Here is a 12,087-nt window from a genome sequence, read left to right on the forward strand (position 1 = left end):
GAGGGGGACCGCGATGACCACGGTGGATTCGGATGACTACTATCTGGTAGCGCGCAAGCTCATTGAGGCGAGTCTGACCCTGGAGACCGATCTTCTGGACTTGGACAAGGGCCTCGATATCTCACGGTCGGCGGGGCTGTATCCGTATGGCGGTCCGCAGTGGGCGATGAGTTTCGACCAAAGCCTGTCCGATGCGTTCGAGGCCGGCGGACTCGGGGCGATCGCGGCCCGAGAGCTCGGCTTTCTGATCCACCTGGCTGGCAACAACCTGGACGTGAGTGAGAGCAACTCGCACGAAGGCCCGAAGACCGCGCCGCCGAAACCGCCCGAGGGCTCGACGTTGGTGACAAGCCCCCCGATCAAGCAACTGTCGGTCGGCGGAAAGGAGGACAATCCGACGTTCTGGTCGCTGGTCGAGGATTTCGTAGCCAAGGTGTGGGCCGACTGCGACGAAACGCGCATCGGCAAGGTCGGTGAACAACTCGCCGCCTATGGCACGAAGAAGTCCGAGCTGGCCACCACCCTCTACAACGAGGTAAATGGCGCGTTCCCTGCGGCTGCGCAAGCCGAGGATGTTGTGCTCGAAGCATATGTCGAGGATGTCGTGAACGTCTGTACCGCCATTGCGGCCACCGCGGATGCGGCGACGTATCTGTCCTATGCCTGCAGGGATGTCGCGCAGACTGCGGATTCGGCCAAGGACGATTGCCGTACGTCGCTGAAGCTCCTGGCCGCGATCGTAGCCTCCTACGAGGCCGACAAGATTCCGACCTACATCCTGCCCGGTGGCTCGCGCCTTCGGCGCAACATCGACCGCGCCATCGAGATGAACAAGCGCGCCTACGCCGCCGCCATCGACGCGCGCCTGGGCAACATCGAAACCAAGGTCGCCGAGGCGGTCAGTTCCAACTCCGGCATCTACGGCATGGTCAATGAGGGAACGAAGGTGCTGTCCTCCATTCTCGACCGCACACCGCGCAACACCGAGGAAGTCAAGTTCCGCAACGAAACCGAGAACAAGGCTGCCGGTGATGAAGGGGAACGACGATCCGGGATCAACCCGGCGGGCCGTAAGCGCACCGTCTACGTCGATGTCACCCAACCTGACGGCAGTATCAAGACCACCGAGGTGGTCCCCGACCGGGTCGATGATGTCAACAAGCAGGTGGTTGAGGTCAAGAACACCAACGAGATTAGCCCTGACAAGAAGCAGATCCTCACTGAAGTCCAGTGGGCGCAGGAGAACGGTTACACGATGACCTTGATCGTCGACCACCGGACCAAGATCAACAGCCCGGAGATCCAGGCGCTGATCGACAGCGGACAGATCCAGCTCATTCGGAAAGAACTCGATGACAACAACGATAAGAAATGACCGCAATGACCGTTAGCTACATCGGCATGCCCCCGGGAAGCGAGAACGGCGGTACGGAGTGGATGAACGATCTGCCCGCCCGCTACGTTCACGGACGCGACGGGTTCGACCGGCGCCTCATGGAAGAACTCGCCGCGGCCGGGGTGCCCTGCTACACCCTGGACGATCTCGCCAACGGCCCGCGCACGATCCCCGCAGGTATTCCGATCTTCGTGGAATGGCTGGCGAACCTCGAAACCAAGATCCCGGGATCGGAAACCGAGCACCGGTCCACCATCCGGTCCGGGCTCATCCGTAACCTCATCGATCCCGCCGCCAGAGGCAACGATCAGGCCGTAGGTCTGCTCATCGCTCAGCTTCGACGACAACCACCGCTGCCACGGCCCCAACGCGACTGGGCGTGCCAGGGCCTGGCACGCATCGCCACGCCAGCACACTTCCCACAGATAGCTGCGGTCCTCGATGAACTCCCACCCGACGCAACGGGCCGCTATCCCCTGATCGAGTACCTCGGGAGAGTCAAGACCGCCCAAGCCCGCGAACGCGCGATCCGTGAACTCGACGGCCGCGCTGTCGTCGCCGCGCTCAACGCTCTGGGCACGATGAAAGCAGAAGGCGTTCGCCACCTCATCGAGCCGTTCGTCACGAACACCAGCAGTGACGTCCGCAAGGCCGCGATCCGAGCCCTGAAGAAGCTCCCAGAATGACCGACGCCACCGACGCCGCGCTCACCGAGTTGCTCGAACGGCAACGCCAGCTGATGGAACAGGCGAAGGTTCGCATCCAGGCCGTCGAAGCAGAAGCCGAAACGACCGACCGGCTTGTCCGCGTTCGCGTGAATGCCAGCGGAGCTCTCCTCGACGTCACTCTCGGCCCCGGCACCGAACGACTCAGCCGAAACCAACTCGGTGAAATGATCACCCGGACAGCGCAACGAGCAACCCGTCGCGCGGCAGACCGCGTCGCCGCCGAACTCGATGACCTCGACACCGCCCAGCAACAGCTGCTCGAGATCATCGAGTCCATCAACCCTGCCACCGCGAGCATCGTGCGCCCGGCTCCCCACTACCCGCAAGTACGTCAGAACCCCGGCGATCACGATGCGGCGCAACCATTCTGACCGCTGCAACTCCAAGACGAACCACGCCCCGGCGACCGATCCGGATCGGCGCGCGGCAGCCAGGCTGCCGTGCGATGCCGGGTTCGTGACCAGGTCCCACATTGGCGAGACGACTGATCTTCGCCGCGCTCGACGGCGGTGGGGGCCGCCGTTGGCTGGTGTGCGCTCGACAGGATGTGGGCATGCGATGAGGCGGCCTTCCGCCGCGCGGGGACACCTAGACTCAGCGTTGTGAATCGTCGCTTCAACACTGCTGACCGCTCGCTGCACGGTGATGCTGGGATGGACGACGAGGTGGCCGGTGGCGTTTCGTTTCCCCCGGGCGTACCCGACTCGCTCGCCGATGCCGAGGCGATTCGCGTGAACGATTGGCGCGCGTACAAGGAGCTGGTGCAGCTCGAGGATCATTGGAGTCTCAAGGCGTGGGTGCCGGGCTACGCGGCGTACTACTGGTATCTGACTTTCGCCGAAGAGGAACTTGTCGCGCTGGCCGCGCGGTGTCAGGATCGCCTCGATACGACGGATCTGGATCTGATTCCACCCGAAGGTTTGCACGTGACGCTCGTGAAGGTGGGCGCGGCCGACGACATCACAGACCCGGAACTACCGCAGTTCGTCGCGGCCGCCGAACAGCGGCTGGCCGGCCTGGCGTCGTTCTCGGTGGAGGTGGGGCCGTTGGCGGGCTCGCGCAGCGCAATTCGCCTGTCGGTGACGCCTTGGGAGCGGCTGGTGGATCTCCATGAGCGGCTGCGGATGAGCGTGATCAGCGTTCGCCCCACGCCTGCGCCGAAGCCGACGTCGCGGTTTCGCCCGCATTTGGGCATCGCGTACAACAATCAGCGGCGTCCGGCGGCTCCGGTGATCGAGATGGTCGCGGCACTGCGCGACATCGAGCCGGTTTCGGTGTCGGTCGATCGGGTGAAGCTTGTTCGCCTGTGGAGGACCGACCATCGGTATCGTTGGGTGGAGTGCGCCGCTATTGCGCTGGGGACGTAGGGTTTTCGGGAGCGGCGATCGGTTTGGCGCTGGCCGTCCATTCGCGTAGCTCGCCGATGTAGTCATCGACTTTGCGTGTATCGACGGTCGCGACCGCGTTCGCGAGGTCGTGGGATCGTTGCCAGACCGAGCGAATCGGACGGTGGCGTGAGGCGTCGAGTGCTTCGATACCGAGATCCATGGCGTACTCGATGTCCGGGTGTGGCTGGTGCACCAACGCGGTGGCCATATCCAATCGCACCAACGAACGGCTCCATGCCGAATCCGAGGAATTGACAAGGTCTTCGACCTGTCGGCCGTACGCGAGGGACTTATCGTATTCACCCACGGTGAGATACGCGGTGGCCGCGTTGGCTTTCCATCGAGCCTCGCTGTACGCCGCGAACGACAGTGCCGGGCTCAAGCCAGACGGCGTGTCGACTGTCGAGGCGACCGACATCGCCGCGTCGATCGCGCGCTCGACGCCGGTCCTGTCGCCGAACCGGCCCAGTGCTCTGGCAAGTCCGTTGGTGTAGAGCCGAATCGCTTGTGGACCACCAGCCGCGAGTCGGATGCCCTCTTCGGCCAGCGCAACGGCCCCGGGGTAGTCGCCCTTGTAGTAGGCGCAAAAGCTCTGTGTCCCCTTGGCCCAGGCTTGCAGGTCGGTGTCCTGGATGAACTCGGCGACGCTCAACGCCTCGCGACTGTAGATGTTCGCGTGGTGGAAGCGACCGCGGTTGACCGCCATGTAGCCGAGCACGCCGGCGAGTTGTCCCGCCAGCCGGAACAGCCGTTGCGATTGTCGCGGCTGACGGCACAGGTCGAGTAGCGCATCGACTTCCCGGCGCAACGCGCGCACTTCACCCGCGAGGCGGACGGGCCCCTCCAGCTCGTAGCGGTCAAGGAGATCGGCAAGCGCCAGATCGATGACATCGAGCACCGCGTCATCGACTTCCCGGGTTTGAAGGAGACGCATCCGCTCGACCACCTCGGACGGCCCCTCGAAAACGTCGTGGTCTGCTGCCACGATGGCCGCGACCGGCTCGGGTAAGTCGCGCTGCCGTGATGCGGATGAACGCCGTCGGCGCCATGCTGCTTCACCCTCGGCCACGATCTGGGCGAACCGCTCCCGATCTTCGGGCGTGGTGCGCTGCTGATACGTGGTGTCGAGAATGCCTTGAGCTTTGGTACGCGGTCTAACACTGCCCAGACCAGTCCGCCAGTTGGTCACGGTGGTCGTCTCGATGCCCAGCATCGCCGCGAAATCCCGGACCGAACAGCGCATCGCCTCTTGCAGGGCTGCTGCTTCGAATCCGGTCCATTCCCGCCCTCTGACCATGATCCCCACCTCTGCGCATGCGTTTGAACTGGGCAAATGCCCACAATACGCCCACGATACGCCGCCATAACGCGGTTCCGGACCAAACCTCCTGCGGGGCAGGCTGAAACCCGGCACCCGGTACCGGGGAAATCCGCCGTGACCCCTTGCACGGCGTGCTCGCCCGCCGGGAGTGGAGGTGGGCGGGCACGAGCGTCCACGGTACCGGGTGCTCGTTGACCCGACGAGCCTGGCAGGGAGGCGTCCATGGATTGCTCCACCGGAACTGGGTGGCCGTCATGACCGGCACCAGCGACACCCCGGTCTCGCGGTGCCGCTACTACCGCACCGTCTGCGGTCTGCCTGCTGCGGTTCGGGATGGGACCGGGCGGATCAGCTTCACGACGAACTTGGTGTGGGCGATCTCGATGCCCGCCGATGTCGGGCACGCGGTGAAACTGGATCTGGAGCGCCGCCAGCGCGATGGCGGACCGATCATCTCCCACCCACGCAGCCACACGTGGACGATGCTGGTCCGCTCGGACATCCCGCTGCGGGAAGTACCGGATATCGCCCAGCTGCGGCGGTTCGGCGTGCAGGTGCTGCGACGCGGTCACGAGATCGTGCTGCCCTCACCCACCGACAGGGGCGCACAGGTGCGGGCGTGGATCACCGCACCATGCAGCACTTTCCGGCCCTCGGGGATGGTGGTGCTCGAATCGGTGCGGATGGCGTTGGCGAGCCGGAGGGGGACGCCGTGCCCGAGATGAGCGGATTCATCGGTTCTTGTGTCACCCCGCACGAGGTCGCCTACGTCTACCGTGAGCGACTCGGGCTTCCGGTGGACCAGAACGACGTGAACCTGTCGGTGCTGACCAGCGACCGTCTCGGTGTGGTGGAGATGCCCGAACCAGTCGGGCGGCTGGTCTCCCGACACCTGCCCACCGCAGCAGTACTCGGGCATCCCCGGCGTCGGCAGTGGCGGTTTCTGGTCCGGCCCAGCCGCGTGGTGATCGGGGAACTCACCGCGCGGTCCCTGGCCGAGCGCGGTGTCATCACGCTGGCTCCGGACAGCCGGGTGCCGCTGCCCACCTCGTCCCACACCGGCTGGTACTGGATCACCGCACCACGCCGCGCCCCCAACACGAACACCGGCACGGGTTCGGGTGTAATGGTATTGCCGCCCAGCGACCAGATCCTGAACGCGGCGAAATCTGCTTCTTACCAAGCACTCCCACTCATTCCGAATAGGGAGGTGAGGCTGCCGTGACCGCATGGTCCTCGCCCGGCCGCGGGGAAGATCTGGCGTGGCCGGGCCAGGATGGCCTGCTCGCCGCGATCCGAGGCCAGCACATCGGCCCGCACCCCATCACCGGGTGGGCGCATGAACTCGGCATCCTGCACACCCGTCTGCTCGACCACCCGGCAGAACACGAAACCCGTTCCCGCAGAGCCCGTGTCATTCAGGCGATCGACAGGTGGCTGCAGCCTCGACTCCCCAGCCCGCACCGGGCCGCACGGGTGTATCCGAAGACGGTGGGTGTACTGGTGGACCGGATCGCCGCGACCCAAGTCCGCGCGTGGCGGCTGCTCATGACCTACCCCGCCGACGACACTCGCGTCCACGGCGCCTGGCGCCAGCTGGCCGTCCTGGTCGACGCCTACAACGATCTCGTCACCGGCCTGGACCGGCGAACCTACCGACTGCCCACCACACCAACACTGCTCGCCAGCGCCTGACGCTCACCGCTCACAGGATCACGATCGGCCATGAGAATCACACTCCCACAACGCAAGCCAGCGACTCCTGTGATCCTGCTCGAACCGGTCGCGGTGGGCTACATCCGCCTCCCCGCCCTCGACCCCACAGCTGTCAAGGGTCTCGGTGTGGCGATGCTCCACCGGGCTAGCACGCCACCCATCACCCGCCGCGCAACCCCATGCCCGGCTCCCGCTCCGCCCGGTCGCCATAGGGGCCGCGCCCCGGCATGGTCGGTTCGACAACTACACCGGTGCGGGCGGCGGGGCATCACCGATACCGGCTGTCCCGGAGTCTCCTCTACTTCGCCCGCCCGCCCGCGCGTGTGGGTGCCGGGGGTTCCCGCGACGGCGGGGCTGGCGAGGCCCGGTTACTGGGTGGCTGGTGATGGCTTGGCGGATGAGGGTTTCGGCGTCGGTGCCGAAAAACGCGCCCGCGTAGTGAGTGTGTTGACGACGGTGCGGTAGTCACGGATGCTGGTGTGGTCGGTGAACCGGAGGCTGCCCGGTTACCGTGTCCATGACAGCGGGGTGTCGTCGTAGAGGATGAAATTCGTTGTCGAGGAAGGCAATTGCGGCGACCGGGGCAGGACACCGAGCGTCACGGTCGGGGGCAGCGGGCGCAGGCAGCATCTCCAGCTGGGCCCGGGTGGTGTCGGGGTCGCCGATGCGGGTGCGGAGGGCTTGTCGGCGTCACCTACCTGTGCAGCGGTCCCCGACCTCACGGGGGTCGGGTCACTCCCTACAGCAGTCCGTTCGAGTTTGCATGGTGACGGTGGCGATGGGAGACCATGAACCGGATAAGTGCTCGCCCTCTCGCGGAATCCCCAGGCTAGGCCGCGTTAACTTGCTGTCGCGCGAGTGTTCATGTCGTGGATCAGTTGGTCGAGGCTATCGGAGGAGGGCAGATCGTTGCGGCGATCCCGTACGCCAGGCAGGACCAGATGAACTTGCCGGCCGTGCGTGAGGACGGTGATACGGGAGCGGTTCCTTGGACGTGGGCGCTGTACGTGCTGGGTGAACGGCTGGCCGCTGCGGGGTCCGCTACCGTCTGCCAGAATCGGTGAACATGGCTGAGACATGGGCAGGGCTGATCATCTGGGACGTGGACGGCACGCTGATTCCGGCCGATTTGCGCTGGTTGCGGCGAGCAGTAGCCCGGACCTATGACATTGAAGAGTCAGCTGTCGTGTTCCCCGCAGCGCGGATACATGGCTACACCGACGAGTCCATTGTCGTGGACACGGCCGTAGCTTCGGGAGTCGCCGAGGATGCGGCCGAACGTGGCTTCAGCCGATATGCCGAGGTGCTGATGGAGGTCATGAGGCAGGGAGAGGCTGAGCTCGCCCGCGATCAGGCAGCGTATTCGGGTGCTGTGCAAACGATCGCTGCGTTGGCGAAGGACGGGTACGTCCAGACGGCGCTCACCGGGAACCTGCGTGTGTCGGCCGAGTTCAAGCTGGCTGTTGCAGGCCTGGACTCGCACCTCGACCTCGATATCGGTGCCTTCGGCTCAGACGCGCGGGAGCGGTTCGCCCTGCCCGCGTTCGTCGCCGACCGGTATCAGGCGAAGTACCAGCACCCCATCGAGCCTGTGCGGACCGTCATCATCGGCGACGCGCCGAATGACATCGCTACCGCTCGGCACGCCGGATTCGGAGTTGTCGCGGTGGCCCACCGGATTGCCTCCGAGGAGCTGTGGGAACACTCGCCGGATGCGGTCGTGGACCGACTGGATCCCGACAAGGTTCTCGAGGCTATCCGTTCGGCACAGACGATTCGATCAGCTGCGAAGCTCGATCGTTAGGCGAGGTTTCGCGTACTCGCTCCATCAGCGCGAGGACCGGCTTCTCGTTCTGCCAGGGAGCCATCTTCTCGATTGCGCGTTGCGCTCGTTCGAGCCCACGGCGATTGCCCATTGTTGCCAGGTCCTCGTAGGTATCGCCGAGTACCCGGCATCCCTCGTCCAGTTCTCCTGCCAGCGCGTACGCACTAGCGAGGTCGACGCGTGCTGCCAGGGCGACGTTGGGGCTGTCCATCTCGGGCGAGTCCAGCGCGGCGGCAAGGGCGGCGACAGCGTGTTTCGGTTGACCGAGGAGGAGTTGGCAGGTGCCGACATAGACTTGGATCCGGGTGCTGTTCCAGTCGCTGAACAGGCCGGAGCGGCTGTCTCCATCGATACTCTCCGCGGCGCGCTGCGCGCGAGTCAGCGCCGCCTCGCATTCATCCCGAAGATCAAGCACCGCGTAAGCCTGCGCCTGCTCGGCGCCGATTCGTGCTCGCGCCGCCGGTGGCAAGAAGGCAGCGAGGCCGGCTGCTTCGTTCAGTACTCGGAGCCCGATGACCACGTCACCGTCCGAACTGATCAACGTGGCGGCATCCGAGCGGAGATTGCTCTCGAAGATTCGTGCGATACCGCCCAACGTCTTGTCCTGGAGTTGGTCGGCGAGCTTGCGCGCGAACGCAGCGTGGGTGAGTGCCATCGACCGGTCACCGATGGCGCTCCACACCCGGCTCGCCACAACGGATGTCTCGCCGAGCAGCGCCCCCGCCCGCCGCTTGATCACACCGTCGGTCGCAGCTCGAAACAACGACGCGACAGCATCTCGGTGAGCCTCGACCGGACCGATGAGCGCATCGGGCGCCAAGCTTTGGCGCTGACCAGCCAGCAGATCGGTCATGGCGGCGAAACTGCCCAGAGATCCCGGCGTAGCCCGCGTTCGCATCAGCGCCGAAGGATCTTCCGTGATTGCTGGGTGATCGGTCTCAACCAACGCCGCGCTGCTGATCGGTGCGAGGTCACCGGTCGGCGCGGGGTAGTCGTGGTTCCCGACCAACGGCACGTCCGTTCTCACCACCACTGACTTGGGGGCAGCGGCAAGATCAGCGCGGGCCACCTCACCGGTTTTCGAGTCCGTTTTGCCTTTACGCGCGGTTTTCGGGTGGCGCGCACGCCAAGCGGTTTCGCCTTCGGCCACGATCTGTTCGAAACGTTCCCGGTCTTCCGGCGTGGCTCGTTGTGCGTAGGCGGTGTCGAGGAGTGATTGGGTGTGCGCGCGGAGTTTGACCGCGCTCAGTCCCGACTTCCAATTGCTGATCGTGGTGGTTTCGACGCCAAGCATCTCGGCGAACTGCCGAACCGGTTGTCTCATCGCCTCTTGCAACACGGCAGCTTCGTAGCCGGTCCACGCCCGCCCTCGTATCATGCGGCCCCCTAATTCCCGCTCCTGAACTGGGAAACGCCTACGGTACGCCAACACTACGCCCACACTGCGCCGTTCCTCCCAATGCTACTGACAGGCCACGATTTTCACCAGGAACCCATTCCCGGAACCAGCCGCAGCGGGTTCCGAACATCCAGTGCGAGATGCAGGAGCAGCGTGGTGAATCCATGGGCATTCCGGTCGACCGCCGTCGTGGTCATTGGACCGACGCGCTGTATGACCTCGATGACGTGATCGCGATCTGGATCGCGGCGCGCGTTGTGGGCCGCGATCGGCTGGTGGTGGTGTCGGCTGATGATCCGGGCGGGCGCCGTGCCCGTGTGCTGCGCGCCTTCCTCGACGGATTAGGGCGTGAGGACGCCCGGGTAGTGGCGGGCTCGGAGTTGCCGGGATCGCCGCAGCGGTTCGTTCTGCCTGACTATCTGGTCCCCGACATCTCTTCTGGCGCTGTCGAATCGGCGGTGGTGGATGCTCTGGTCGACTTGTGCGAGCAGGCCGAGCCGATCGTTGTGGGGATGGCGCCGTTGACCGACGTGGCGCGCGTGCTGGTGGCAAGGCCCGATCTCGCCGAGGCGATCACCTTGGTGCAGATGGGTGGCTGGCTCGACGCGTATCGGTGCATGTCGCGCGCCTCACACAAGCTCAGGCTGGACCGCGCGGCGGCGGGCCTGGTCCTGCGGATGGTGCCGGCGCCGAGGCTGCTGCTGTCGACCCACACCAATGACGCGGGGCTGCGGCTCACACCGGACTCACCGCTGATGGGATGGCTCACCGGCCCGGACTCGCCGCCGGAGACTGCCGTGGTCGCGGCGAACGCCGCGGGGTGGTTCGCGCGGCGGCCGTCGAGCACGGTGGGTGATCGGTCGTGGCGGCCGGGCAGCTGGATGGCCGACCCCCTGGCACTGGCGTGGGCGCTGGGTGTGCCGGGCGTGGTCGAGTCCGCAGCGGAGACGATCCATATCGCGGCGGACGCGCGTATGTATCGGGTGCCGCGCGGCGCGTCGGTGGAGGTGTCGACCCGGATCGATCTGATCGCGTTCCATACCTGGATGTCGCGGTGCCTTCCCGGCGCGCACAAGATCCCTGACACCACAACAGAATCCGCGTGCACGGAGGCGCTGCGATGAATGAGCACAGTGCGCCGGAAACGCGTCGACTGACCGACGGGGTGGGCGGGCGAAGAGCCACGTCGCGGGCCGGTGAGCACTACGACGTTTCGACACGCGACGTCCAGCCGGTCCGCGCCGTCGGTGCCTCCGCGACCGGGTCTGTCCCGGGAGCGCGCGGCATCCGCTTGAGTTGGACGCCATGGACCACTGAATCCCAATTACTAGGAGGTCGTTGTGCGTGCGATTGTGCCTGCTCGCGTCGACGGAATGGCGGTGACTGCGCTGCACCCCGTGTTCGACCTGTCCGGTCTGGTGGCCGTGGCGGTGTGCTGGCTACCGATCCCGGGAGAACCGGTGGAACTGGCCGGGCAGCTGATTCCGGTCGGGTACGACACCGTGGTCTGTGACCCTGACATCGATCTCGACGCCGCGGTGGAGATCGCCGGCGCGGCCGTGGGCCGACAGTGGCTGCGCTCGAGGATCGTCGCGGTCCACGACCTGCTGACCGCGCTGGACCTCGTGTTCATGTTGAGGCAGCAGGTCGGCGGTGAGGACCTGTTGACCACGCTGCGGGGTTTGTGGGTGGATCGCGCGCTCACCGAACATCCCCAGTTGGTGGACACCGCCTGGGACCTGAGCGGCGTGCCGCGCACAGCCGCTGCGAGTCCGTTGGCGGCCTCGTGTGGGCGGGCGGGGCTGCAGAGCACGGTGATCGGTCCCGATCCCGGGCTGGAGGGTGTCGAGCGGGCTGCGCTGACTGGTGCGGTCGCGATGGCGTTGCTGGCCTCGGCCGAGCTGGCCGGGGCGGGGTATCGCTGGTCGCGGCCCGGCCTGGACGTGGATGTGCTCGTGAGCGCGGCGCTGGGTGACCCGGCACGGAGGACGTTGTGACCACCATCGCCCGCACCGCCGTCTGCGCTGCGGCTGGCCTGATCGACGTGTGGCGGTGCGAGCCTACGCCGTTCAGCGGCAACCGCGCACCGGTTCCCGCTCACGGCGGGTTGGCCCGCCTGCCGGGCAGGCGCTCATGATGAGCGCCGCGGTGGCGCCGCCGAACTGGGCGTCGCGGCCCGATGACGGCGCAGCGCACCAGCGCGCGCCGGAGGCCTTGAGCTGGGCGCCGGCCACCGCGGCGGCCTCACGCTCATCCCACCCACTGCGACCCTGGGTCGTCATGGATCGATGCTCTCGAGGTGTAGACGGCCGGA

At 66.1% G+C, this 12,087-nt stretch carries 13 protein-coding genes; 10 read left to right on the top strand and 3 right to left on the bottom strand.

Translation table 11 applies throughout. The features are described from left to right. Positions 1-13: 13 nt before the first annotated feature. From OHB21_RS18040 to OHB21_RS18055, 4 genes are all read left to right on the top strand, one after another. Positions 14-1,375, top strand: coding sequence for a putative toxin (locus OHB21_RS18040; RefSeq protein WP_328439675.1), 1,362 nt, complete (start codon positions 14-16; stop codon positions 1,373-1,375). Further along, a complete protein-coding gene (locus OHB21_RS18045; protein ID WP_328439677.1) occupies positions 1,372-2,082 on the top strand; it encodes a HEAT repeat domain-containing protein in 711 nt (236 codons plus the stop codon). Before OHB21_RS18040 ends, OHB21_RS18045 begins: the two co-directional genes overlap by 4 nt. Then, positions 2,079-2,495: a YbaB/EbfC family nucleoid-associated protein gene (locus OHB21_RS18050; RefSeq protein ID WP_195142854.1), complete on the top strand. Its 417-nt coding sequence runs from the start codon at positions 2,079-2,081 to the stop codon at positions 2,493-2,495. Before OHB21_RS18045 ends, OHB21_RS18050 begins: the two co-directional genes overlap by 4 nt. Positions 2,496-2,726: 231 nt before the next feature. Then, positions 2,727-3,491, top strand: a complete 765-nt coding sequence (locus OHB21_RS18055; RefSeq protein WP_328436921.1) for a 2'-5' RNA ligase family protein — start codon at positions 2,727-2,729, stop codon at positions 3,489-3,491. Here OHB21_RS18055 and OHB21_RS18060 read toward each other — a convergent pair. After that, on the bottom strand, positions 3,472-4,809 hold the full coding sequence (locus OHB21_RS18060; protein WP_328435870.1) for a hypothetical protein: 1,338 nt from the start codon (positions 4,807-4,809) through the stop codon (positions 3,472-3,474). The genes OHB21_RS18055 and OHB21_RS18060 overlap by 20 nt on opposite strands. A 278-nt stretch (positions 4,810-5,087) precedes the next feature. Here OHB21_RS18060 and OHB21_RS18065 point away from each other — a divergent pair, with 278 nt between their 5' ends. The 4 genes from OHB21_RS18065 (at position 5,088) to OHB21_RS18080 (ending at position 8,353) form a co-directional block, all read left to right on the top strand. Further along, a complete protein-coding gene (locus tag OHB21_RS18065; protein ID WP_067509221.1) occupies positions 5,088-5,558 on the top strand; it encodes a hypothetical protein in 471 nt (156 codons plus the stop codon). Further along, positions 5,546-6,058, top strand: a complete 513-nt coding sequence (locus OHB21_RS18070) for a hypothetical protein (protein ID WP_328435874.1) — start codon at positions 5,546-5,548, stop codon at positions 6,056-6,058. The genes OHB21_RS18065 and OHB21_RS18070 overlap by 13 nt, the downstream gene beginning before the upstream one ends. Further along, positions 6,055-6,528, top strand: coding sequence for a hypothetical protein (locus OHB21_RS18075; protein WP_328439679.1), 474 nt, complete (start codon positions 6,055-6,057; stop codon positions 6,526-6,528). The genes OHB21_RS18070 and OHB21_RS18075 overlap by 4 nt, the downstream gene beginning before the upstream one ends. Positions 6,529-7,615: 1,087 nt before the next feature. Next, the gene (locus OHB21_RS18080; RefSeq protein ID WP_328439681.1) at positions 7,616-8,353 is read left to right on the top strand and encodes an HAD family hydrolase; all 738 of its coding nucleotides are present in this window, start codon (positions 7,616-7,618) and stop codon (positions 8,351-8,353) included. Here the strand turns inward: OHB21_RS18080 and OHB21_RS18085 are convergent. Beyond that, a complete protein-coding gene (locus OHB21_RS18085) occupies positions 8,304-9,713 on the bottom strand; it encodes a hypothetical protein (protein ID WP_328439683.1) in 1,410 nt (469 codons plus the stop codon). The two genes, OHB21_RS18080 and OHB21_RS18085, sit on opposite strands and share 50 nt — an antisense overlap. Positions 9,714-9,913: 200 nt before the next feature. Between OHB21_RS18085 and OHB21_RS18090 the strand changes: the two genes are divergently transcribed. Together OHB21_RS18090 and OHB21_RS18095 are read left to right on the top strand one after the other, a co-directional pair. Continuing rightward, on the top strand, positions 9,914-10,897 hold the full coding sequence (locus OHB21_RS18090) for a nucleoside hydrolase (RefSeq protein WP_328439685.1): 984 nt from the start codon (positions 9,914-9,916) through the stop codon (positions 10,895-10,897). A 255-nt stretch (positions 10,898-11,152) separates the two neighbouring features. Then, a complete protein-coding gene (locus tag OHB21_RS18095; protein WP_328439687.1) occupies positions 11,153-11,770 on the top strand; it encodes a hypothetical protein in 618 nt (205 codons plus the stop codon). Between the two features lie 72 nt (positions 11,771-11,842). Here OHB21_RS18095 and OHB21_RS18100 read toward each other — a convergent pair whose 3' ends face one another. Continuing rightward, positions 11,843-12,055 carry a hypothetical protein gene (locus OHB21_RS18100; RefSeq protein ID WP_328439689.1) on the bottom strand — a complete coding sequence of 71 codons (213 nt, stop codon included), beginning with the start codon at positions 12,053-12,055 and terminating at the stop codon, positions 11,843-11,845. Between the last annotated feature and the right edge of the window lie 32 nt (positions 12,056-12,087).

Source organism: Nocardia puris, from assembly GCF_036051655.1.
In the GTDB taxonomy this organism is placed as follows: Bacteria; Actinomycetota; Actinomycetes; order Mycobacteriales; family Mycobacteriaceae; genus Nocardia; species Nocardia puris.

What these genes read in the sequence shown, in the direction of transcription:
- OHB21_RS18040 (WP_328439675.1), top strand. Translation starts at nt 14, where the DNA reads ATGACCACGGTGGATTCGGATGACTACTATCTGGTAGCGCGCAAGCTC.
- OHB21_RS18045 (WP_328439677.1), top strand. Translation starts at nt 1,372, where the DNA reads ATGACCGCAATGACCGTTAGCTACATCGGCATGCCCCCGGGAAGCGAG.
- OHB21_RS18050 (WP_195142854.1), top strand. Translation starts at nt 2,079, where the DNA reads ATGACCGACGCCACCGACGCCGCGCTCACCGAGTTGCTCGAACGGCAA.
- OHB21_RS18060 (WP_328435870.1), bottom strand. Translation starts at nt 4,809, where the DNA reads ATGGTCAGAGGGCGGGAATGGACCGGATTCGAAGCAGCAGCCCTGCAA.
- OHB21_RS18065 (WP_067509221.1), top strand. Translation starts at nt 5,088, where the DNA reads ATGACCGGCACCAGCGACACCCCGGTCTCGCGGTGCCGCTACTACCGC.
- OHB21_RS18080 (WP_328439681.1), top strand. Translation starts at nt 7,616, where the DNA reads ATGGCTGAGACATGGGCAGGGCTGATCATCTGGGACGTGGACGGCACG.
- OHB21_RS18090 (WP_328439685.1), top strand. Translation starts at nt 9,914, where the DNA reads ATGCAGGAGCAGCGTGGTGAATCCATGGGCATTCCGGTCGACCGCCGT.
- OHB21_RS18100 (WP_328439689.1), bottom strand. Translation starts at nt 12,055, where the DNA reads ATGACGACCCAGGGTCGCAGTGGGTGGGATGAGCGTGAGGCCGCCGCG.